This window comes from Novosphingobium sp. 550D (genome assembly GCF_057401885.1).
Window position 1 is genome coordinate 3,470,830 of the sequence record NZ_CM171613.1, and the last position, 20,327, is coordinate 3,491,156.

Annotated in this window: 21 protein-coding genes and 1 riboswitch; of the genes, 7 read left to right on the plus strand and 14 right to left on the minus strand. The window is 60.1% G+C overall.

Annotated features, from left to right (window positions below; translation table 11 throughout):
- Positions 1–76: 76 nt before the first annotated feature.
- From fusA to AC2S2E_RS16440, 5 genes are all read right to left on the minus strand, one after another.
- Entirely contained in the window at positions 77–2,149 is a 2,073-nt protein-coding gene (gene fusA, locus AC2S2E_RS16420; RefSeq protein ID WP_476107410.1) for an elongation factor G, read from the minus strand.
- A gap of 101 nt (positions 2,150–2,250) precedes the next feature.
- A complete protein-coding gene (gene rpsG / locus AC2S2E_RS16425; RefSeq protein ID WP_172342606.1) occupies positions 2,251–2,721 on the minus strand; it encodes a 30S ribosomal protein S7 in 471 nt (156 codons plus the stop codon).
- 48 nt (positions 2,722–2,769) lie between these two features.
- Positions 2,770–3,141 (minus strand): 30S ribosomal protein S12, encoded by a 372-nt coding sequence (rpsL, locus tag AC2S2E_RS16430; protein ID WP_168603835.1) that lies wholly within the window; start codon positions 3,139–3,141, stop codon positions 2,770–2,772.
- A 441-nt stretch (positions 3,142–3,582) separates the two neighbouring features.
- Positions 3,583–3,780: a hypothetical protein gene (locus AC2S2E_RS16435; protein WP_486523094.1), complete on the minus strand. Its 198-nt coding sequence runs from the start codon at positions 3,778–3,780 to the stop codon at positions 3,583–3,585.
- Positions 3,781–3,980: 200 nt separating this feature from the next.
- Positions 3,981–4,394 (minus strand): hypothetical protein, encoded by a 414-nt coding sequence (locus tag AC2S2E_RS16440; protein WP_486523095.1) that lies wholly within the window; start codon positions 4,392–4,394, stop codon positions 3,981–3,983.
- A gap of 327 nt (positions 4,395–4,721) precedes the next feature.
- On the opposite strand from AC2S2E_RS16440, the gene AC2S2E_RS16445 reads away from it, so the two are divergent.
- The 3 genes from AC2S2E_RS16445 to AC2S2E_RS16455 all read left to right on the plus strand — a co-directional run bounded on the left by AC2S2E_RS16445 (position 4,722) and on the right by AC2S2E_RS16455 (position 7,162).
- Positions 4,722–5,546 (plus strand): IS5 family transposase, encoded by an 825-nt coding sequence (locus AC2S2E_RS16445; RefSeq protein WP_486523096.1) that lies wholly within the window; start codon positions 4,722–4,724, stop codon positions 5,544–5,546.
- 33 nt (positions 5,547–5,579) lie between these two features.
- Positions 5,580–6,080 (plus strand): immunity 26/phosphotriesterase HocA family protein, encoded by a 501-nt coding sequence (locus tag AC2S2E_RS16450; RefSeq protein ID WP_486523097.1) that lies wholly within the window; start codon positions 5,580–5,582, stop codon positions 6,078–6,080.
- A 332-nt stretch (positions 6,081–6,412) separates the two neighbouring features.
- Positions 6,413–7,162 (plus strand): sulfite exporter TauE/SafE family protein, encoded by a 750-nt coding sequence (locus tag AC2S2E_RS16455; RefSeq protein WP_486524639.1) that lies wholly within the window; start codon positions 6,413–6,415, stop codon positions 7,160–7,162.
- Between the two features lie 422 nt (positions 7,163–7,584).
- Here AC2S2E_RS16455 and AC2S2E_RS16460 read toward each other — a convergent pair whose 3' ends face one another.
- Positions 7,585–8,634 (minus strand): Rieske 2Fe-2S domain-containing protein, encoded by a 1,050-nt coding sequence (locus tag AC2S2E_RS16460; RefSeq protein WP_486523098.1) that lies wholly within the window; start codon positions 8,632–8,634, stop codon positions 7,585–7,587.
- A 76-nt stretch (positions 8,635–8,710) separates the two neighbouring features.
- On the opposite strand from AC2S2E_RS16460, the gene AC2S2E_RS16465 reads away from it, so the two are divergent.
- Together AC2S2E_RS16465 and AC2S2E_RS16470 are read left to right on the plus strand one after the other, a co-directional pair.
- On the plus strand, positions 8,711–9,295 hold the full coding sequence (locus AC2S2E_RS16465) for a TetR family transcriptional regulator (RefSeq protein ID WP_486523099.1): 585 nt from the start codon (positions 8,711–8,713) through the stop codon (positions 9,293–9,295).
- Between the two features lie 485 nt (positions 9,296–9,780).
- A complete protein-coding gene (locus AC2S2E_RS16470) occupies positions 9,781–10,791 on the plus strand; it encodes a sensor histidine kinase (protein WP_486523100.1) in 1,011 nt (336 codons plus the stop codon).
- On the opposite strand, the gene AC2S2E_RS16475 is transcribed toward AC2S2E_RS16470, so the two are convergent.
- The 3 genes from AC2S2E_RS16475 to AC2S2E_RS16485 are packed head-to-tail and all read right to left on the minus strand — an operon-like array spanning position 10,788 to position 12,978.
- On the minus strand, positions 10,788–11,576 hold the full coding sequence (locus AC2S2E_RS16475) for a sterol desaturase family protein (RefSeq protein ID WP_486523101.1): 789 nt from the start codon (positions 11,574–11,576) through the stop codon (positions 10,788–10,790). The genes AC2S2E_RS16470 and AC2S2E_RS16475 overlap by 4 nt on opposite strands.
- Positions 11,577–11,610: 34 nt before the next feature.
- A complete protein-coding gene (locus AC2S2E_RS16480) occupies positions 11,611–11,994 on the minus strand; it encodes a reverse transcriptase-like protein (protein WP_486523102.1) in 384 nt (127 codons plus the stop codon).
- Positions 11,995–12,027: 33 nt separating this feature from the next.
- Entirely contained in the window at positions 12,028–12,978 is a 951-nt protein-coding gene (locus AC2S2E_RS16485) for a carbon-nitrogen hydrolase family protein (RefSeq protein ID WP_486523103.1), read from the minus strand.
- Positions 12,979–13,296: 318 nt separating this feature from the next.
- On the opposite strand from AC2S2E_RS16485, the gene AC2S2E_RS16490 reads away from it, so the two are divergent.
- The gene (locus AC2S2E_RS16490) at positions 13,297–15,120 is read left to right on the plus strand and encodes a diguanylate cyclase (protein WP_486523104.1); all 1,824 of its coding nucleotides are present in this window, start codon (positions 13,297–13,299) and stop codon (positions 15,118–15,120) included.
- A 221-nt stretch (positions 15,121–15,341) separates the two neighbouring features.
- On the opposite strand, the gene AC2S2E_RS16495 is transcribed toward AC2S2E_RS16490, so the two are convergent.
- The 3 genes from AC2S2E_RS16495 to rplJ all read right to left on the minus strand — a co-directional run bounded on the left by AC2S2E_RS16495 (position 15,342) and on the right by rplJ (position 17,307).
- Complete coding sequence (locus AC2S2E_RS16495; RefSeq protein ID WP_486523105.1) at positions 15,342–16,055, minus strand: hypothetical protein; 714 nt, start codon at positions 16,053–16,055, stop codon at positions 15,342–15,344.
- Between the two features lie 247 nt (positions 16,056–16,302).
- Positions 16,303–16,680: a 50S ribosomal protein L7/L12 gene (rplL, locus tag AC2S2E_RS16500; protein ID WP_168603844.1), complete on the minus strand. Its 378-nt coding sequence runs from the start codon at positions 16,678–16,680 to the stop codon at positions 16,303–16,305.
- Between the two features lie 111 nt (positions 16,681–16,791).
- Positions 16,792–17,307: a 50S ribosomal protein L10 gene (rplJ, locus tag AC2S2E_RS16505; protein ID WP_476107920.1), complete on the minus strand. Its 516-nt coding sequence runs from the start codon at positions 17,305–17,307 to the stop codon at positions 16,792–16,794.
- A gap of 408 nt (positions 17,308–17,715) precedes the next feature.
- On the opposite strand from rplJ, the gene AC2S2E_RS16510 reads away from it, so the two are divergent.
- The gene (locus AC2S2E_RS16510) at positions 17,716–18,372 is read left to right on the plus strand and encodes a methyltransferase family protein (RefSeq protein ID WP_486523106.1); all 657 of its coding nucleotides are present in this window, start codon (positions 17,716–17,718) and stop codon (positions 18,370–18,372) included.
- A gap of 28 nt (positions 18,373–18,400) precedes the next feature.
- On the opposite strand, the gene AC2S2E_RS16515 is transcribed toward AC2S2E_RS16510, so the two are convergent.
- Together AC2S2E_RS16515 and AC2S2E_RS16520 are read right to left on the minus strand one after the other, a co-directional pair.
- Positions 18,401–19,705: a voltage-gated chloride channel family protein gene (locus AC2S2E_RS16515; protein WP_476107922.1), complete on the minus strand. Its 1,305-nt coding sequence runs from the start codon at positions 19,703–19,705 to the stop codon at positions 18,401–18,403.
- A 24-nt stretch (positions 19,706–19,729) separates the two neighbouring features.
- Positions 19,730–19,827, minus strand: a riboswitch (Fluoride riboswitch).
- A gap of 66 nt (positions 19,828–19,893) precedes the next feature.
- A complete protein-coding gene (locus AC2S2E_RS16520) occupies positions 19,894–20,322 on the minus strand; it encodes a c-type cytochrome (protein ID WP_476107923.1) in 429 nt (142 codons plus the stop codon).
- Between the last annotated feature and the right edge of the window lie 5 nt (positions 20,323–20,327).

Sequence of the window (20,327 nt, forward strand, 5' to 3'; positions counted from 1 at the left end):
GGCGCCGCCCCTAGCGTGATCTGTCGGCGCTGGCAAGCGCATGTTGCACCCCAGCCCCGACAGCATCAATTTATCCTCAGGCCATCTTGGCCTTCAGTTCGGTGGCAACGTTCGCCGGCACTTCGTCATAGTGCGAGAACTGCATCGTGTACTGGGCGCGGCCCTGGGTAAACGAGCGCAGCTGGTTCACGTAACCAAACATGTTGGCCAGCGGCACCATGGCTTCGACAACCTGTGCGTTGCCGCGGCTGTCGGTGCCCTGGATCTGACCACGGCGGCTGTTGATGTCGCCGATCACGTCGCCCATGAATTCTTCAGGGGTGACGACTTCGACCTTCATGATCGGTTCCAGCACTTTGATGCCGGCCTTCTGAGCCACTTCGCGCATGGCGCCGCGAGCACAGATTTCGAACGCCAGAGCCGACGAGTCGACGTCGTGGTACGCACCGTCATACAGCACGATTTCGAAGTCGATGATCGGGAAGCCGATGAGCGAGCCCGTAGCGGCCGTTTCACGGAAGCCCTTTTCAATCGCGGGGATATATTCCTTCGGAATGTTACCGCCCTTGATTTCGTCCTTGAAGGTGATGCCCGAACCGCGTTCACCCGGCTGGACCTTGACCTTCACGCGACCGAACTGACCCGTACCACCCGACTGCTTCTTATGGGTGAAGTCGATGTCGACCGGCTTGGCCAGATATTCGCGGTAAGCCACCTGCGGAGCGCCGACGTTGGCTTCGACCTTGAACTCGCGACGCATACGGTCGACGATGATGTCCAGGTGAAGTTCGCCCATGCCCTTGATGATGGTCTGGCCCGATTCGTGATCGGTCGAAACGCGGAACGAAGGATCTTCAGCCGACAGGCGGTTCAGGGCGACGCCCATCTTTTCCTGGTCAGCCTTGGTCTTGGGCTCCACCGACAGTTCGATCACCGGCTCGGGGAATTCCATGCGTTCCAGCACGATCGGCTGACGTTCGGCGCACAGCGTGTCACCGGTCGTCGTTTCCTTCATACCGGCCAAAGCAATGATGTCGCCCGCGAAGGCTTCGTCAATGTCCTTACGCTCGTTCGCATGCATTTCCAGCATACGACCGACCTTTTCCTTCTTGTCCTTCACCGAGTTCAGGTAAGTGCCCTTGGTGAGCGTACCCGAATAGATGCGGATGAAGGTGAGCGAACCCACGAAGGGATCGTTCATGACCTTGAAGGCCAGAGCCGAGAACGGCGCATCGTCGGTGGCGGGACGGCTGTCGGGCTCGTCGCTGTCCATCTTGACGCCCTGGACGTCAGGAATGTCGAGCGGCGAAGGCAGATAGTCGACCACGGCGTCGAGCAGGGGCTGAACGCCCTTGTTCTTGAACGCCGAACCACAGCAAACGGGAACGAACGACTGGTTGAGCGTACCCTTGCGGATCAGCTTCTTGAGCGTGTCGACGTCCGGCTCGTTGCCTTCAAGATAGGCTTCCATCGCCTCGTCGTCCTGTTCGACGGCCAGTTCGATGAGGTTCGAGCGGTATTCGGCAGCTTCATCAGCCAGTTCAGCCGGGATTTCTTCGTAGAAGAATTCGGCGCCCAGCGATTCGTCCTTCCAGATGATCGCACGGTTGTGAACCAGGTCGACCAGCCCCTTCAGATCGGCTTCGAGACCGATCGGAATGTACAGCACGGCCGGCTTCGCACCGAGGCGGTCGATGATCGACTGCACGCAGTACTTAAAGTTAGCGCCAGTACGGTCTAACTTATTGATAAAGCACATACGGGGAACCCCGTACTTGTCAGCCTGACGCCACACGGTTTCCGACTGCGGCTCCACGCCGGCAACGCCGTCGAAGCACGCAACCGCACCGTCGAGCACGCGCAGCGAACGTTCAACTTCAATCGTGAAGTCAACGTGGCCGGGGGTGTCGATGATGTTGATGCGGTGGTCGTTCCAGAAGCAGGTCGTCGCGGCCGACGTGATCGTGATGCCGCGTTCCTGCTCCTGTTCCATCCAGTCCATCGTGGCAGCGCCGTCATGGACTTCGCCGATCTTGTAGGACTTGCCGGTGTAATAAAGGATACGCTCGGTGGTGGTGGTTTTACCGGCGTCGATATGCGCCATAATACCGATATTGCGGTATTTCTCGAGCGGATGGCTGCGTGCCATGGGGTTTTCCTTGGGTTCGGGAGGGAATGATCCCCGCCCTTAGGTTCGGAATAGTGACAAGCCTGTGACGGAGCCGCAAAAGCAGCCCCGCCCCACACCTTTTACCAGCGGTAGTGCGAGAAGGCGCGGTTCGCGTCCGCCATGCGGTGCGTGTCTTCGCGCTTCTTGACCGCGCTGCCGCGGTTGTTGGCAGCATCCAGCAGTTCGCCCGACAGACGAGCCGACATGGTCGTTTCGCTGCGGTTACGAGCGGCCGTGATCAGCCAGCGGATCGCCAGAGCCTGGGCGCGCTCGGGGCGCACTTCGACCGGAACCTGATAGGTCGCACCACCAACGCGGCGGCTGCGGACTTCGATCTGCGGCTTCACGTTGTTCAGGGCGTCATGGAACAGCTGCACCGGGTCAGCCTTGGCGCGGGTCTGCATGGTGTTCAGCGCGCTGTACACGATGGTTTCCGCAACCGACTTCTTACCGTCGAGCATCAGGTTGTTCATGAACTTCGACAGGACCTGATCGCCATGGACGGGATCGGGCAGGATTTCCCGCTTTTCGGGACGACGACGACGTGACATCGTTTGTATTCCTTAAATCTATAAGACCAAAAAGAAAGGCGCTTGGCCTTACTTCGGACGCTTGGCGCCGTACTTCGAACGGCTCTGCTTGCGGTTCTTAACGCCCTGGGTATCCAGAACGCCGCGCAGAACGTGGTAACGAACGCCGGGAAGGTCGCGCACACGACCGCCGCGGATCAGAGCAACCGAGTGCTCCTGCAGGTTGTGGCCTTCACCCGGGATGTACGAAATCACTTCGCGACCGTTGGTCAGACGGATCTTGGCAACCTTACGAAGAGCCGAGTTCGGCTTCTTCGGGGTCGTCGTGTACACGCGGGTGCAGACGCCGCGCTTCTGGGGGTTCTGCTCAAGAGCGGGAACCTTGCTCTTGGCCTTCTGCGGTTCGCGCCCGTGGCGGATCAGCTGGTTGATAGTAGGCATTGAATCTCTTCACCTTGTTTGCGTGACGGCGATTGACCGCCACAAAAGCGCCCTTCCGTTGCGCGGCCCTATGGGCAACACGACTTCCGGTGCGAACAAGCCATTTGGCCCAAAGGCCGCATGACCATCTGGCGCCCAATGCTAAAGGATGAAGGAAACGAACGCGTTCACGCGAATCACCCGGCGACCAACGCCAGATGCGCGCAAATACGAACCGAAACGCTCCACCCTGCCCAAAGGCGCCGGGTTACTTTGACGGATAACACAAGGCTTTCAGCAGGATGACCCACAAAAACCCGGCACGCACCGGCAATGTTCAGCTCTCTTGTGCAAGGGACAGGACAAGCCCATCCCCGCAAGAATTGGCGCGCCCTACGCCTATTCGGCGCGCAGGTCAAGGATAGCGGGGGGGGGGTGGCCGCAATTCAGGCCCCCAATCGTTCAGGCCCCACCCTTCTTGGCCGACCCTGCTCCAGCCGACTTTGGCCCGTCCGACTTTGCCTTATGCGCGCGCAGCAGTTCGTCGAGCTGGGCGATCCGCTGGCGTTCCGGGGTGTCCTTGGCCAGCCCTTTCAGCCGGCACGTGGCCCAAAGCTGTTTGCGCTCGGATTCCAGCGCTTTCAAATAAAGATCAGCCATGATGCCTCCATAATGCTGACCCGCCTTTAGGGCATGGGGGCGGTGGCGGGTAGTGAATTATGGGGGGGGTGGGGTTTTGAGGGGGGTTAAAGTTTGCCTCCGGCGGGCAAAGGGCGGGGGCCCTTTGCAATCCCGATACTGGATGGCGCGTGGGCCGCTGGCGGGGTGTTTTGGGTTATTGTTTGCGGGCCTGCGGCGCGTTAGCGGGCGCAATATTCGTAGTAGCCGTTGCGGCATTGGATGACCGCGTGGCGCCATGCGGCGAGGTCTTGTTCATATTGGCGGCGGCTTTGTTCATAGTTCGCCGCGTCCCGCCGCGCATCGATGGCGGTGGAATCATAGGCCGTTTCTTCATAATCCGATTGGGGAGCATAGCGCCCCTGCCCGCGCCCTTGCCCTTGGACCGCGCGATAGGCCGCCCAGTCCTTTGCATATTCCGCATCGCGTTTGCGCACATAGGCCAGTTGGTCGCGGTTCAATTTCTGAATAATCGCCCGATCCCGCGCCCGCGCCGCCGCGCTGCGCATCGCCGGATCATTAGGATCATCCGCCATCGCCGCCTGCGGCACCACAGCCGCCACCATCACCGCCAAACCCGCCAGATAAGCCTTCATGTCCGTTTTCCCTGAAACCCGTTGGGTCAGGAAATATCCGGCAAAGCCGGTATGGAGCAAGCGGGATGCGGCGAGACGCTGAGCGGTTCGTCGCATTGGCGTACCGGCTGAGCAAAACTCGAACACATCAACCAAGACGCGATCATTTTGATTTCTTTAAGAAATCCAAATGATCGCTAACCATTAAGTACAAATTCCCCGCACCCCTTCGACTATCATGAGATATTTCATTAAAAGACGACATTAATTCAAGGAATTTCAACATATTACTTAGAGCCCGTTTGAGAATGGGTTGAGTGGCAGCGGCTCTTGTGATTCAAGCTCGGGATGTGGAACCGAGCGAGCCGTAGCCGGATGGCAGAACGTGAGAAACAAGCGAAGCGCTACCCGACCGATCTGACCGATGGGGAGTGGGACCTCGTCCGACCGTTTCTGCCCGTGCCTCCCAAGCAGGGACGCAAACCCTCGACTGATCTACGCGAGGTGCTGAACGCCTTGCGGTATCTGGCTCGTTCAGGCGGAGGTTGGCGAATGCTGCCCAAGGATTTTCCGCCGTGGCAAACGGTCTATTGGTGGTTCCGGCGCTTTGTACGCCGCCTTCTGTTCCGCACGATCCACGACGTGGCGCTGATGCTCGACCGAGAACGTGAGGCGCGCGAACAGAGCCCGACCGCAGCAGTGGTGGACAGCCAGTCGATCAAGGCGCCAGCGGCCCCGTCTGGTGGCGGTTACGATGCGGGCAAGCGGATAAAGGGACGCAAGCGCCACATTGCTGTCGATACTGATGGACGGTTGCTCATGGTCAATCTGACTACGGCCGACATCTCCGACAGTGCGGGCGCTCAGGAGATTGTGGCGGCGATCCGCAAGCGCTGGCCATGGCTCAAGCACCTGTTTGGCGATGGCGCGTATGACCGTACCAAGTTAATGGATGCTGCGGCGTTGCGGGACTTTACCGTCGAAATTATCCGTCGGTCAGACGATGTATCGGGTTTCAAGGTACTGCCCCGGCGCTGGGTCGTCGAGCGGACTTTCGGTTGGATGACGCGCTGGCGCAGGCTCGTGCGTGATTATGAAAAGCGCCTCGACGTATCGGAGGCGATGATCCATCTTGCCATGGCGAGCAACTTGCTTCGGCGGCTCACGCCATAAGAAAAGGTGGCTAAAAAGGGGAAAACGTAAAGCGTGGCGACAACTCAAAAGCAGAAGCGAGTTCGCCGGAAGGTCGGCGACATCGTGCTTATCGACCTTGGATCGGGCCGCCATGCCTATGGGCAAGTTGCAGCCGAGCCCTTGATCATCTTTTTCGAAGGGACCTTCGACGAAGATATTGCGATCGACCGCATCCCCAGCCTGCCCGTTGCCTTCCGGCTGTGGGTGGCCAATCATGCGATCACAAAGGGGGCATGGCCGATCATCGGCTCCGGACCACTTCAACCAGAAAATTCACAAGAACCCTGTTTCTATAAGCAGGATGCAATCAGTGGTCAGCTATCCCTATATCATTCCGGCTTCGCCGCGACAAACTACGAGCGCCCCGCTTCCCTTGAAGAATGCCAAAACCTCGAATGCGCCGCAGTATGGGAGCCCGAGCAGGTCGCTGATCGCCTGAATGACCATGCGGCCCATAGGCCGAACCGTTGGGCAGAAAGCCTGAGGATCGACATTACCGCTATCCCAGCATGACATTCTCAAACGGACTCTAAGGCCCGAGGAGCCGAAATAGATCATCGCCAGAATGAGCGCGATAATAGCGGTCGATCCAGCATAAATGACACGCGAAATGGAAATGTTCATCGCCAAATACCATACGAAGGGGGAGGATTACTTGGAATTTACCATAGACCCTTGCGAAGATCGTTTCGTGCAATTTAGATGATTCTACCCAGAAATCCGCCACTTTGCGGGGCAAATTCACACGATGCCGCATGCCCGGCCCATGGGTCGATGACCGGCAACTGGCGCAAGGGTGCAAAGATGGCTATCGGCATATTGCCCCCGAATGAAAGGTTTGCATGATGCTCGACAGCCCTATGGCCATAATCTGTGCGGTTTTGGCCGTGGTGGTGTCGGGCATGGCCAAGGGCGGGTTTGCCGGGCTTGGCGGGTTGGCCATGCCAATCATGGTGCTGGCCAACGCACCGGTGGAAAGCGCGGCGGTCATGCTGCCCATCCTGATCGTACAGGACGCGGTCAGCGTATGGTCCTTTCGCAAGCACTGGTCCGGTGCCATCCTGAAAGTCATGATGCCGGGCATGACGCTGGGCGTCGCGCTGGGCTGGCTGTTTTCGCGCAGCGTGAGCGAAAAGGCCGTGCTGTTTGCGGTGGGCATTGTCTCGCTGTTGTTCGGCATTCAACGCATGTGGAACGAACGCGGCGGGCGCAGCGCCCTGCCCTCCAACTCGCCCGGATGGATTGGCGTGCTGTTCGGCACGTTCTCCGGTTTTGTCAGCCACATCGCCCATGCCGGTGCGCCCCCGTTCCAGATGTGGGTCCTGCCCAAAAAGCTGGAGCGTGACGTGCTGGTCGGTACCACCGCCATCGCCTTTGCGTATATGAACTGGATCAAGGTGCCCGCCTATATGGCGCTGGGCCAATTCACGCGGGCTAACCTGATCCATGCGGCGGTGCTGATGCCGCTGGCCCTGCTTAGCACATGGGCCGGAGTATGGGTCGTGCGGCGCGTCGATGCCGCGCGCTTCTATCGCATCATCTATGCCATGATGATGCTCGTCGGGTTGAAACTGATGTGGGACGGGCTGGCCTGAGGCCGCTTGGTCGCAATCCAGTCGAGGGCAACGCGGGCAGGATGCATGGGTTTGGGTCAGGTGCCTCCGGCGGGCAAAGGGCGCCGAGCATTTCTCTTGAGAAATGCGACCATAAGAACGCTCCTTTGCAATCCCATTATGGCGGTGTGTCAGGGTCGCGCCGTTGTGATGGGGGAGAAGTTGCCTGTATTGAAGGCCGCGAAGCGGCGAAGGAATGTCCGGAAAATTAGTGGAAACGGGCATCAGCCCAGCACCGCCTATGGCCAGAATTGGGACATTTCTGACGGTCACCGCTTCTACTGGGAACGTCCGGCTACGCCAAAATCGGCCCTTCGTCGGGCCGCGAAAGCCCTATCTCCTAATGGGGACACTCCTGGGCGGCAGGTTGCAATGCGCGACTTGCGGATAGCTGCCATATGCCGTCATGCGGCTTGCTGCGGTTTTTCTCCTTCCTGACGAGCGAGTTTCTCCACGAGACGGTTGAACAGCGTGGCGCCACGGTCATGGCTGGTGGGCATGATTTGGACATCGGCGGTATCGTCGATCACGCGCTGTTGTGCCTCGATCATTTCCTTGTCTTCAGCGAAAGCCCGCGCGGCGATGCCCATGAGCCCGTCGCGCACGGCAGCATCGCCTTGATCGCAACGCGGGCCCCAGGAGAAGAAGTAGCGCGCATTCTTGTCCCTCATCGGCGTTACTGCCTGGCTGGTAAATGTCACGCCACTCACCGCCTTTGACAGGTCCGGCGTGCCATGTTCACAAGCGCTTGCGGTTCCGAGCGGAAACACGCCGCCCGTCATCAGCAGGATGCCGGGGATCAGGAAGTCGTAAGTCATGAAGCTGTCCATCGGGACATCGCTTTTGCGTGAGGATGAACCAAGGGAGTTCTCGATCCACCGTTCATAGCGGATCCCACGGTCCAGCGGCGTGATCCGGGCCTGGGTTTCGGCAAATTGCGGACCGGCACCGAAGCTGTTCGCGTGAACGAAGGTGAGATGACTGAAATCGAGCAGATTATCGTTGATGAGCCTTGCTTCGGCAGCATAATCCAGATGGCCGTGCCCAAGAATATAATCCGGATGGTCGAGGCCCACCGCGGGCGGAATGAGGTTCTCGTCAGCCTTGTCCTGATCGCCCATCCAGATCCAGATCCAGCTGTGACGGTCGACTACAGGATAGCGCCGGACATGCGCCTTGGGCGGGATCGTCTGTTGTCCCGGAATTTCCACAACCCGGCCTTCACGATTGAAGAGCAGTCCATGATACATGCATCGCAGCCCCTCGCCCTCGCAGCGGCCGAGTGAAAGCGGTGCCAGACGGTGGACGCAGCGATCCTCAAGCGCGTTGAGCATGCCGCTTGCCGATCGCCAGACCACGATCCTCTCTCCGAGGATCGACAGGGCGAGTGGGGTTTCCGTTGCCAGTTCGTGCGACCATCCGGCGACATACCAGGCGTTACGAACATATGACATGGCGCGCGATCCTCCGACTGCGATTTGCAAGATCCAATTTGACTTAACAGCGTTAAGGAGTCAATCAGTCATACTTATGACTACTCGCGCTCATCCAACTCTCGACGTTGATCGCCTCGTCTCCACGGCATTCGAGTTGCTGGACCAAGAGGGCATAGATGCACTCAGCATGCGTCGGCTCGCGGCAAGGTTGGGCGTGCAGGCTCCGGCGATTTACTGGCACATCAAGGACAAGGCCCAATTGCAGGGGCTGATGGTCGAGAGAATTTATGCCGCTGCCTATCGCGAAGTTGCCGCAGTAGGGGAATGGCGGGAATGGCTGAGACTATTTGGTCGCGCGCTTCGGCGCAGCTTCGCGGCACACCGAGACGGTGCCCGCCTATGCGCGCTGGCACGACCGGCCGCGCAGGCCGATCCGGCCGAGCGCGCACAACGCATAGCTGCGCCCCTCACTGCGCTGGGGCTCAGTCACGAGCAGGCATTGTCATACCAGGCATCGGTCATATCCTTTGCTCTGGGGTGGGCGACATTTGAAGCGAACGGTCCGATGCACCACTATCTGGACCAAATACTTGACTTTGAACGCAGCTTTCATGGGGGCTTGGACGCGCTGGTTAATGGATTGGCTGACGCTGCGGTGGGTAACGCCGCAGCCGGATAAAGTGAAGCAACGCCTGCTTTCAGGATCCAGCAGGCCGCGACGCAGTGTCTGGGTTGTCGGCGGGTCCCGCCGGACGGGCTGAAGTGAGCCGAATGACGGCTATTGTCTGGCGCAGACGTTCGCGTTGGCCGACCTCAACGACCGACATTGGTCGCGTGCTGCCACATAGGCAACCGCAGCTTTCTCCCCGCGTCCGGAACATCTGCTTAAACTCGGAAAACTTCAAAAACGGCCAATTGGGGATTGCCCCCGCGGCGCGAAATAAGACCATGTTCCAAATCGACAGGTTTCAGTTGCATGGTTTGCACCTGTCGCCCTATGGTAAATGAACGGTATGCATCCAACCATTGGGAACCACAGGGTGCCCCTGCGGTTGGATGCTTAACGACTTGCTCTCGTCAAATGATGGGCGCGGACGGCCTGACCGTAGATGCTTTTGGGGAAAGCCAGTCGATACCGTGCCGCAAATACCTGAAAATCAAGCCATGCGTCAAAAAGTCGCCCAATTCGATTGGGCCGCGACCCCGCTTGGCCCGCGCGCATCCTGGCCGCCCGAACTGGCAACCGTGGTGGCACAGGTGCTCGATTCGCACTTTCCCAAGGCGCTGTGCTGGGGCCCTGACCTCATCACCATCTATAATGACGCCTTCCGCCCGATCCTTGGCGACAAACCCGAAGCGCTGGGCCGCCCGTTTAGTGAAGTCTGGGCCGAGGTGTGGAGCGATATTGGCCCGATTGCCCAACGTGCAATGGAGGGCACATCGACCTTTATCGAAAACTATCCGTTGATCATCGATCGGGGCAATGGTCCGGAACAGGCCTATTTCACCTTTTGTTACGGGCCGCTGCGTCTGGCCGATGGGTCGGTGGGCGGGATGTTGGACACCGTCATGGAAACGACGGACACCATGCGTACCCAACTGGATTTGCAATTGGCCAATCAGGAATTGGCGCATAGGCTGAAAAATACGCTGGCCATGGTCAGTTCCATTGCCCGCCAGACGATGGGCGCCCATGTCGAACCGCCCGTCTATGCCTCTTTTGCCAGTCGCATCAAGGCGCTGGGCCATGCCCACAGCCTGTTGCTTCGTCAGAACTGGGCCGCAGGGTCGTTGCGTGAAACGATTGCCGGTTCGCTTGAACCCCATGCCGATGCAAGGCGTCTGAAGCTGTCGGGACCGGATTTGCCCGTCGGTTCGCGCGCAACGGTGGGGCTGTCGATGCTGTTCCACGAACTGGCCACCAATGCCACCAAATATGGCGCGCTGTCGGCGCCGTTTGGGTCGATCGAATTGACGTGGCGCATGGATGATCAGACCTTGCGTTTTGAATGGCGCGAGGTCGATGGCCCGCCGGTGCGCGAACCCGCCCGCCGGGGCTTTGGATCGCGCCTGTTGAAACATGGGCTGGATGGCGAAGGCACAACGCAGATGCTGTTTGAACGCGACGGCTTGCGCTTTCACCTCGATCTGCCGGTTTCCGCGCTGGAGAGTTAAGAGCGCAAGGCGTCGGCCGTGACAGGCGATGCAGCATCATTCTCGCTGTTTTTAACCGCAACCTTCACCAAGGGCCGATCCCAGATCAGCGGCCAGATAGCGGCCTGGACCATCGTTTCAGGTTTGCGGCCCATGCCGGTCGGCGGAAATCCGTCCGGGCGGCGATAGGTGCCGAAGATCACGTCGAAGATCGGAAAAATCCCGGCAAAATTGGTGTCGTAATGTTCGGGCATGATCGAATGATGGCGGCGGTGATAGGCCGGGCTGTTGAGCAGCCATGACCAGCGACCGAAATCGATCCGCGCGTCCAGGTGCGCAAACAGGTTCCACAGCGAGGCGATGCCATAGGCAAAGGCGATGGCCGGTGTGGGCGATATGACCATCAGCACCACCGACCACACCGTCATCTGCTTGATCAATTGATCGCCCCAGAAATGGCGCTGGGTGGTCAGAACCGACATTTCCGGGTCCGAATGGTGCAACGCATGCATCGCCCACAGAAATGGCACGCGATGCTGGGCATAGTGAAACGCGAATTCCGCAAAATCCTTGAGCAGCAGAAAGATGATGAAGCCGAGCCAAAAGGGCAGATGCGCCCCGTCCAGCAAGGCTGGCCCCACCCAACCACGCAGCAAGGGCAGGACCGTCAGCGCCACACCGAATTGCAGCGCCCAGATCTGAAGATTGCGCCACCAATCCGTGCGCGTCGCGCCCGCCATGCGCTCCACCAGCAGAAAGGCGGCAATCACAAGCAATTCGGGCAGGAAACTGAGCAGCAAGGTCATGGGGCCAGCCTAAGCCGGGGTGGTTAAGATCGCCCTATCGCGGATGGCGCGCGGCCAGAGCGATCCCCGCCAGATTTTGCTGCCGTTTGATCCACCGGATGCGCGCAGGGCGATGGGTCGCGATCAGGCTCAGAAACGCCGCGCCATGATGGTCGCCGCCCTGCCCGCTCTCCATCGCGCGATTGGCCAATGTGATGACCTCCAGCGCGTCACCGATCAGTTCGACATGGGTTAGCCCCAAGCTCTGCGACAGGCGCAGGGCGGCGTTCAGCGCCAGCCATTCGGCGTCGCGATTGCTGCCATGGCCCAGATTGTCAAAGCGATAGACCTGTCCCCGGATCACGGCGGCGCCTTCGATCGGGCCGGGATTGGGGCGGCATCCCCCATCGAAAAAGACTTTTACGCGGCGTTGCGGCAATCGGGCTGTCCTTTGTTGCGTTGGGTGGACCACCTATCGCAAGTCCACATATTCGACGACAGGCAATTGACCCGCGCCCGGTTGCGCATCCCAATCGCGGTGGGTCAGGATCGAGCCATCGCTCCGCCATGCTGCCCCCCGCGCCAGATCGATGGGCGCGTAAAGCCACATGGCCTCACCCTCACGCCCCAAGGCCAGAACGCCATCGGCGGGCATGTCCGCCCCGGCCGCGGGTTTGGCGTCGGGCGGGCCATACAGACCCGCCGCCCCGCGATTGACATCGACCGCAGGCGACCATGGCGCATCCCCCACCGTCGGCGATTGCAGGACAAAGCACTGGTTTTCCAAGGCGCGGGCCTGTGCCCCGATACGTACCCGCCAATAGCCATGCAGACTGTCGGTGCAGGAGGGGGCAAGGATCACCTGCGCCCCGGCCTGAACCAGCGCGCGGGCGATCAGGGGAAATTCGCTGTCATAACAGATCGTAATGCCGATCCGCCCCAGCGCGGTGTCGAACAGGCGCAGCGGGCTGTCTATCGCGCTTGCCGGGGAAACGCCCCATTCCTCGGCCTCGAACCGGGTCATCATCACCTTGTCCTGATGGCTGACCGCGCCCGATGGGGCGAAAAAGCGGGCGCGGTTGACGAACCGGGCGCTCTGCCCCTCCACCCGGCAAGGCGCGCTGGCGGCGAGTATGTAAACGCCATGCGCCCGCGCCAATTCGCGATGCAGTGCGTCCACGCGGGGCAGAAGATCGGACACCGCGCCAAGACTGGCCAACAGATCGGACCGCCCCACCGGGTCCAGCGCGGCCAGTTCCATCGCACCATATTCGGGGAAAACCAGCAGACTGGCCCCCTGCCCCGCCGCCTGATCAACCCAGCGGCGCAACTTGGTTTCATAAGCGGCCCAATCGGCCAGATCATCAATCGGATATTGCGCGATGGCCGCCAGATAGGGCGCTGTGGAAATGGGGACGTTCATCCCACGAATTTGCGCGGCCAAGGACATAGCGGCAAGCAAGAAAAACTTGAGCGCGACACCGGCACGGATTTTACGAAAAGCCGGGATTTGAACTGTTTGGCACGCTGTACGACCATCCCCAAGGGCAGCGGCGGTACTTTATGCGCCAGCGGTTAAGTCAGGCGGACGAAGCTAGGAAATTTGGTGATGCGGAATCCGTATCGACAAAGCCGCCATAAACCCATACATTTGATTCTATTGGGTATATATGCAATCGCCCCAGGAGACACTGCAATCACTTTTTAACCATCCTCTAACAGAGTCTTGTTAAACCGGGATATGTTCGCATCGCTCTCTGCCCGCATTACCTTCCTTGGCGCTCTGGTCATTCTGGCTCTGGCGTCCTTTGCGGCGATTCTCTTTGACGCCTCACTTCAGGCCAGTGACGCCGTCAAATGGGTCAACCATTCCTCCACCGTGATCGAAAAATCGCAAATGGCCTTGAGCCAGTTGCGCGCGGCCGAATCGGGCACCCGTGGTTACGCCCTGACCCAATCGCCGACTTTTGGCGCCAGCGTCGATGATGCGCTTGTCCGCTCTCAGGACAACATCCGTTTGGTGGTCGGACTGACCAAGGATAATCCGGTGCAGCATGAGCGCTGGCAGGAAGTCGCCAAATTGATAAGCGACCGATCGGCCTCCCTGCGCCAGACAATGGCCTATTGCCGCGAAGGCAAATTCGCCGACGCCCGGGCCAAAATCGCCAGCGGTCAGGGCCGCGAAATAATGGACGCCATCACCGTGCGCGCGCGCAGCTTCCTTGACGATGAACGCGCATTGCAGGCCAGTCGCACCAACGCGCTGGAAAGCCGCCTTGCATGGTCAAAAGGTCTCGCTGTGGGCGGGGCGGCGACAGTGGCCCTGATCGTGGTCTTCGGTTTTACCCTGTTGATACGCGGTATTCAGCGCCCCTTGGCCGTCATGCTGCGCGCAATGACCGATATGGGCAATGGCCAACGCTCGGTGCGGATCACCAGCGCGATGGGGTCGCAGGAATTCACAGATCTTGCCGAACAATATAACGTCATGGCCAATCAGCTTGAAGATGCCGTGGCCGATCAGATCGCCAGCGAAGCCCAATTGCATGTCGCCAACACCGAATTGCAGCGCAACAGCGAAACCCTGCGCCAGCGGGGCGATGTGATCGAACTGCTCGGCGGCATGGCGCATCGGATGCAGGCCGCCCGCACCGATGATGAATTGGCGCAAATCATCCGCGTCTTTGTGCCGCGCGTCTTGCCCGGCATGTCGGGGGCGCTTTATGCCCACAACAATTCGCGCAATCTGTTGGTGCCGATCGCCGGTTGGGGCGGAATGGATCCGGGCGATGAAGGCTTTGCCCCCGATCAATGCTGGGCCTTGCGCCGGGGACAGAGCCATTTTGTCGCCGAACCGGGCACCGACATCGTTTGCCACCATGCCAACGACGGCGAAATCTATCATTGCGAACCGCTGCTGGCCGGGGGCGAAGTCATTGGTGTCCTCTATCTGCTCGGCGTGGTGGAGAGCGAAACGCGCTTCCGCCTGACGGTGCTGGCCGAAAACATTGCTTCTGCTCTGGTCAACCACCGCCTGCAACGTTCGCTGCGGGAACAGACGATCCGCGATCCGCTGACCGGCCTTTTCAACCGCCGCTATATGGAAGAAGCGCTGACGCTGGAAATCGCGCGCTCCACCCGTTCGGGCGTACCGCTCAGCGTGGTGATGTGCGACGTGGACCACTTCAAACGGTTCAACGATGAATTCGGCCATGATGCGGGCGATGCCGTATTGCAGGCCGTCGGGGCCGAATTGAAGAAACTGTTCCGCAGCGGCGATGTCGTGTGCCGTTTTGGCGGCGAGGAATTCACCATCATCGCGCCGGGCACCACCGCGCAAGTGCTGATGGACCGCGTCGAACAGGTCCGCCACGCGATCAGCGAAATCAACGTGCGCCAGAAAGGCCGCACCCTTGGCTCGGTCAGCATGTCCTTTGGCATCGCCAGTTGGTCATCGAACATGGACAATAATGGCGAAGCGCTGATCCAGGCCGCCGACGTCGCGCTGTATCAGGCCAAACGCGAAGGCCGCAATCGAGTGATCGTGAACGCGCTGGCGGCGTAAGCTTTTCAGCGGTGTTTAGGTTTAGGAGGTTTAATGGGCCTCCGGCGGGCAAAGGGCGGTGGCCCTTTGCAATCCCGTTATTGTCGTCGGAGCGTTAAGGCGGCGGCGTTGTGGATTGGGGCAAAGTAGCGGGTTTTGAAGGCCGCAACGCGGCAGGGGATGGCAGGAAAGTTAGGGGGAGCGGACATGGCATACTGGCAATAATTGCCAAATTGCAATGTTCAGTGGCTGTGCTCTGCCACTCTGCCGACAAATCCAAAGAGTATCCCTCTCCGTTTCAGATCGGCTGACGCCATCACATTCATAGCGCATTTGAATTGCTCATCGGTGGCGGCCGCATTCTTCACGCCTTCCTCCGTCACTACGCCTAAACCGCCTTGAGCAAAGGTGATCATATGCTCACTCGACTCCAGAAGTGAGCGGGGCTTGACGCCGCAGAAGCTCTCTACTGCCATCGTGAAGTCGGCCAGCGGTTTGCCATTAATAGGAATTGGCGCGGTCGAAATCATATTTTGCTCACGCAACCATGAACGGGCGCTCGCTACATCAGCTTCATAGCTGATTTCGCCATAGATTTGCCAATAATGCTGTTGCTCGCGTTGATTGCGAAAATAGACGTAGTAGGTGGTGTCCAGTGACGCTCGCGCTATGCACGTCAGAATGGCTTTGGAAAGCGGCTTTCGGGCGGGCGCCACCCAGACCACATCCTCCTGTATGTCGTGTTCATATCGAACACTTACGCGGTTGCTGGAAAGGCCGCACTTAACGACCATGCGCTTTGCCTCGGTGCGCGATGGTAACATTCGTGGAGCCGATTGCACCGCCGACGTTGACGTCACCTCCTGGGCCGAAGCGGTGCTGACCCACAGCAAAACAAGAGTGCACACGAGATAGATTTGATGCCTCATCATCGCAAATTGCTTTATCCCCGACATGTCCGCAATAGCATCGTATCCGCAATGTCTGCCTTTCTTCTCACGACGCGGCTTAACAACCCTTCCCTCCAACCACAACGCCGCCCCCTCGCACAACAAAGACAGTAACGGGATTGCAAAGGGCCCTCGCCCTTTGCCCGCCGGAGGCATCTTAAAACCTCGCCCAAAACCAAACGCAAAAAGGGCGGCCCCGTGGGAGCCGCCCTCTCTGTTCGGTCGGAAGATCCGACCGACGGACTGTGAAGTCTTACTTGACTTCGACGGTGCCGCCGGCTTCTTCGATCTTCTTCTTGATGTCTTCGGCTTCAGCCTTCGACACGCCTTCCTTGATGGCCTTGGGGGCGCCTTCAACGAGGGCCTTGGCTTCGGTCAGGCCCAGGTTGGTGATGGCGCGGACTTCCTTGATCACCTGGATCTTCTTGCCACCGTCGCCGGTCAGGATGACGTCGAATTCGGTCTTTTCTTCAACCGCAGCAGCAGCTTCGCCACCAGCGGCGGGAGCAGCAACAGCAACAGCGGCAGCAGCCGAAACGCCCCAGGCTTCTTCAAGAGCCTTGGCGAGGTCAGCAGCTTCGAGGACGGTCAGAGCCGACAGTTCTTCAACGAGCTTGGCGATATCAGCCATGATATTTACTCCAATGTTGTTTACCGGGCGGCGGAGGCGCCAAACCCGGAAAAATAGGGTTCAAAAGTCTTACCTGCACCGATTTTCGCGGGCCAAGGCCCACGGCAAATCTTACGCAGCGTCCTTGTCGGCATAGGCCTGGAACACGCGGGCGAGCTTGGCCGCCGGAGCGGTCGAAAGCTGAGCCAGCTTGGTGGCCGGAGCCTGAACAAGGCCGATAAGCTTGGCGCGCAGTTCGTCGATCGAGGGCATCGAGGCCAGAGCCTTGATACCATCAGCGTTCAGAACAACATTACCCAGCGACCCGCCAACGATCTCGATCTTGTCGGTCGTCTTGGCAAAGTCCACCACAGCCTTGGCAGCGGCAACCGGATCGACCGACCACGCAAGCGCGGTGGGGCCGGTCAGCAGATCGCCGATACCTTCGTACGGGGTGTTCTGAGCAGCAAGCTTGGCAAGACGGTTCTTCGCAACCTTGTAGGTCGCGCCAGCTTCACGGACCTTGCCGCGCAGCACAGTCGACTGTGCCACGGTGAGGCCGAGGTTACGGGTGACAACCACCACGCCGACCTCGTTGAAGACCGCAGTGAGCTGGGCGACCGATTCGGCTTTCTGCGAACGATCCATGCCTTACTCCTTCACAAATGGCCCTTTGGCAAAAGCCTCGGGGCCGGCTACTTTGTCCTTGCGAAACACGCCAAGGCGCGGCCCGCAGGGGCGATGAGTCCGTGACAAAGGGAAGGAGTGCAGCAGGCCGCCCCAAAGGAGCATGGCCAATAAGCCGCGATTGGGGCCAGAAGGCCCAAAATCTCTTTTCCCCGTCTAGGCTGGACATTAAGCGGGGCAAATTCCCCACACCAACTGTCTCGGACGGATGAGCCGACGGGCGAACCCGTCAACTTCCGGGCGGGCCTTTATGCCGATGCCATCACAGAGTCAAGCGCCGCTTTTCCTAGCGACTTATTAACCATCACCACCGTAATCCTGATGGCCTGCGCGGGATGGTCCCGCCCCTTGCGAAAGCCAGAGCCGTCGATGATGAGCGCCACCCTCCCCACACCCAACGATGGCCCGCTCGACCGCGCCTTTGCCCGCGCCAATCCGCGCGTGCTGGACCGGGTGGAACAAGGGCTGATCCTGTTGTTGTGGCTGGCGCTGGTGAACCGCGTGGCCCATTCGCTCAACGGCTATGCGCCGCTGGTGCTGATTTCGGAAACGGCGGTCGTCATCTTCACGCTGATCCGGCGGCCTACGCAAAACATCTCGATGCGGCTTGGCGACTGGCTGCTGGCCATTACGGCCACCGCCGCGCCGCTGCTGATCCAGCCGGGCTTTGACATGTTCCCCGCCATCGCGCCCATCGGCATCGCGCTGGTTGTCATCGGCAACCTGTTTCAGGCCATGGCCAAACTCTCGCTGCGTCGCAGCTTTGGCATCGCGCCCGCCAATCGCGGGATCAAGAGCGATGGCCTCTATCGCTTTATCCGCCACCCGATGTACGCCGGATACCTTGCCGTCCATATCGGCATCATGATCCTGATGCCCAGCCCGCTGAACCTGATCCTCTATACGATCGGCTGGTGGGCCCAGATCCTGCGCCTGCGCGCCGAAGAGACTCTCCTCTCGGCAGACCCCGCCTATCAGGCGTTCAAGGACAAGGTACGCTATCGACTGGTGCCGGGTGTGTTTTGAGGGGTTGGCATTTCGGGCCTTGAACGGCCTAATCCCCCTTGGTGCGCCGCGCCGCGCGAACGGCTCGAAGTGACTTTCCCTCCTCCACCGCCGGATAAAGCAGTTTTGGGCGCAAAACCCGCTGCGACAGATAGATGCCATTGTGGCCGGAGCAGGCATAGGCTGCAACGCAGGCGATGATCATGGGCAGCATCGGCCCCGGACCGAACAGCTCCAGCCCCATGATGATACAGGCCAGCGGCGTATTGGCCGCCCCGGCAAAGACCGCGACAAAGCCCAACCCGGCAAATAGATCGACCGGCGCCCTCATCACGCCCGCCAAAGCATTGCCCAGGCCCGCGCCGATGAAGAAAAGCGGCGTCACCTCGCCCCCCTTGAAACCGCTGGACAGGGTGATGACGGTGAACAGGATTTTGAGCGCCCAACTGGCATAATCGACCGGGCCGGTAAAAAAGCCCGCAATGGTGGGTGCCGCCGGATCGGTCGACCACACGCCGAGCCCCAGATAGGCGCGCGTGCCCAGCGCATAGGTCAAAGCAATCACCGCAAGCCCGCCCACAACAGGCCGCGCCGGACCATAGGGGATCAGCCGCTTCAGCCATCCGCCCAGCGTGTGATTGGCCTCGGCAAACAGAATGCTGACCAGCCCGAAAAGCGCCCCCGCCACCGCCGCCTTGATCAGCAGCAGCATGTCCCATCCGTGATGCTTGATGGCATAGGGCGTGTGGTGGATGCCCCACACCTGACAGGCCCAATCGGCCGCATAGCCCGCGATCAGACAGGCCAGAAACCCGCCCAGACGCACCCGCCCGATGGCCAGCACCTCCAGCGCGAAGACCGCCCCGGCCATAGGGGTGCCGAAAACCGCACCAAACCCGGCGGCTATCCCCGCCTTGAGCAGGATCTGAACATCGCCTTCATCCAGCCTTGCCGCGCGGGCCAGGGCGCTGGCTATGCTGCCGCCCAGTTGGACGGCGGTGCCTTCACGCCCCGCCGATCCGCCCAGCAAATGGGTGACCACCGTGCCCAGAAATACAAGCGGCGCCATGCGCAGGGGCACGCCGCCGCCCGGCTCGTGGATTTCATCAAGAATCAGATTGTTGCCCGCCTCAACGCTCTGGCCATAGCGGTGATAGAGCCAGCCGATCCCGGCCCCGCCCACGGGCAGCAGGAACAGCAGCCATGGATGATCGAAGCGCAGGCGCGTGACCGCATCAAGGCTCCACAGAAACGCGGCGCATAAGGAACCTACCAACGCCGCCATGGCCAGCAGGGCCAAAAGCAAACGCCCCTTCAGCAGCGGAGCGGTCAGAGTTTCAAGGAAAGCGCGCATAATTCCACCTTGTTGCCAGATCAGCGAAAGGTAGGAATCATCAGCCCGACACCCCGAAGTTCACCCAAGGGCCGGGCGGTTCGGCCCATAAGGCCCGGCGGAAATCCATCGCCTTGGGCGCCGCACTGACGCAAATGCGGCCCGCCGTCAAGCCGGGGCATGAGGCAACCGCCCCATGCCCCGCCCGATTAGCGCATCGCCTTGACGTCCTCTGCCTTGACCGGGCCTTTGAACTTGTTGCCGAAATGAGTGCGGACGTAATTGACCACATCGGCCACCTGCTGGTCGGTCAGCATGGATCCGATCGCGGGCATGCCGTTCAGCCCCTTGACCACCACCATCGCCGGATAGGCGCCAATGACCAGCTTTTGATTGCCCGCCAACGCGGGATAGCGCCCCGCCCCTTCGGCACCTTTGGCATCGGGCATATGACATGCGGCGCAGACACGGTTGAAAATCTGCTCGCCCGTCGCCTCGCCCAACATGCGAGCACCGAAGGCAGCATCGCCCGCCGAGGCACCAGCGGCACGGGCAGGCGCCGGAGTCGGTGCCGGATTTTGGGCCGAAGCCACCGAAGCCGCCCCCAACAGGGTCATGCTCAAGATCAGTTTCTTCATGTGTC

What these genes read in the sequence shown, in the direction of transcription:
- AC2S2E_RS16485 (WP_486523103.1), bottom strand. Translation starts at nt 12,978, where the DNA reads ATGAACGTCCCCATTTCCACAGCGCCCTATCTGGCGGCCATCGCGCAA.
- AC2S2E_RS16475 (WP_486523101.1), bottom strand. Translation starts at nt 11,576, where the DNA reads ATGACCTTGCTGCTCAGTTTCCTGCCCGAATTGCTTGTGATTGCCGCC.
- AC2S2E_RS16520 (WP_476107923.1), bottom strand. Translation starts at nt 20,322, where the DNA reads ATGAAGAAACTGATCTTGAGCATGACCCTGTTGGGGGCGGCTTCGGTG.
- AC2S2E_RS16495 (WP_486523105.1), bottom strand. Translation starts at nt 16,055, where the DNA reads ATGTCGGGGATAAAGCAATTTGCGATGATGAGGCATCAAATCTATCTC.
- rplJ (WP_476107920.1), bottom strand. Translation starts at nt 17,307, where the DNA reads ATGGATCGTTCGCAGAAAGCCGAATCGGTCGCCCAGCTCACTGCGGTC.
- AC2S2E_RS16460 (WP_486523098.1), bottom strand. Translation starts at nt 8,634, where the DNA reads ATGTCATATGTTCGTAACGCCTGGTATGTCGCCGGATGGTCGCACGAA.
- rpsL (WP_168603835.1), bottom strand. Translation starts at nt 3,141, where the DNA reads ATGCCTACTATCAACCAGCTGATCCGCCACGGGCGCGAACCGCAGAAG.
- AC2S2E_RS16470 (WP_486523100.1), top strand. Translation starts at nt 9,781, where the DNA reads ATGCGTCAAAAAGTCGCCCAATTCGATTGGGCCGCGACCCCGCTTGGC.
- AC2S2E_RS16455 (WP_486524639.1), top strand. Translation starts at nt 6,413, where the DNA reads ATGCTCGACAGCCCTATGGCCATAATCTGTGCGGTTTTGGCCGTGGTG.
- AC2S2E_RS16435 (WP_486523094.1), bottom strand. Translation starts at nt 3,780, where the DNA reads ATGGCTGATCTTTATTTGAAAGCGCTGGAATCCGAGCGCAAACAGCTT.
- AC2S2E_RS16510 (WP_486523106.1), top strand. Translation starts at nt 17,716, where the DNA reads ATGATGAGCGCCACCCTCCCCACACCCAACGATGGCCCGCTCGACCGC.
- AC2S2E_RS16465 (WP_486523099.1), top strand. Translation starts at nt 8,711, where the DNA reads ATGACTACTCGCGCTCATCCAACTCTCGACGTTGATCGCCTCGTCTCC.
- AC2S2E_RS16445 (WP_486523096.1), top strand. Translation starts at nt 4,722, where the DNA reads ATGTGGAACCGAGCGAGCCGTAGCCGGATGGCAGAACGTGAGAAACAA.
- AC2S2E_RS16440 (WP_486523095.1), bottom strand. Translation starts at nt 4,394, where the DNA reads ATGAAGGCTTATCTGGCGGGTTTGGCGGTGATGGTGGCGGCTGTGGTG.
- AC2S2E_RS16490 (WP_486523104.1), top strand. Translation starts at nt 13,297, where the DNA reads ATGTTCGCATCGCTCTCTGCCCGCATTACCTTCCTTGGCGCTCTGGTC.
- rplL (WP_168603844.1), bottom strand. Translation starts at nt 16,680, where the DNA reads ATGGCTGATATCGCCAAGCTCGTTGAAGAACTGTCGGCTCTGACCGTC.
- fusA (WP_476107410.1), bottom strand. Translation starts at nt 2,149, where the DNA reads ATGGCACGCAGCCATCCGCTCGAGAAATACCGCAATATCGGTATTATG.
- AC2S2E_RS16515 (WP_476107922.1), bottom strand. Translation starts at nt 19,705, where the DNA reads ATGCGCGCTTTCCTTGAAACTCTGACCGCTCCGCTGCTGAAGGGGCGT.
- rpsG (WP_172342606.1), bottom strand. Translation starts at nt 2,721, where the DNA reads ATGTCACGTCGTCGTCGTCCCGAAAAGCGGGAAATCCTGCCCGATCCC.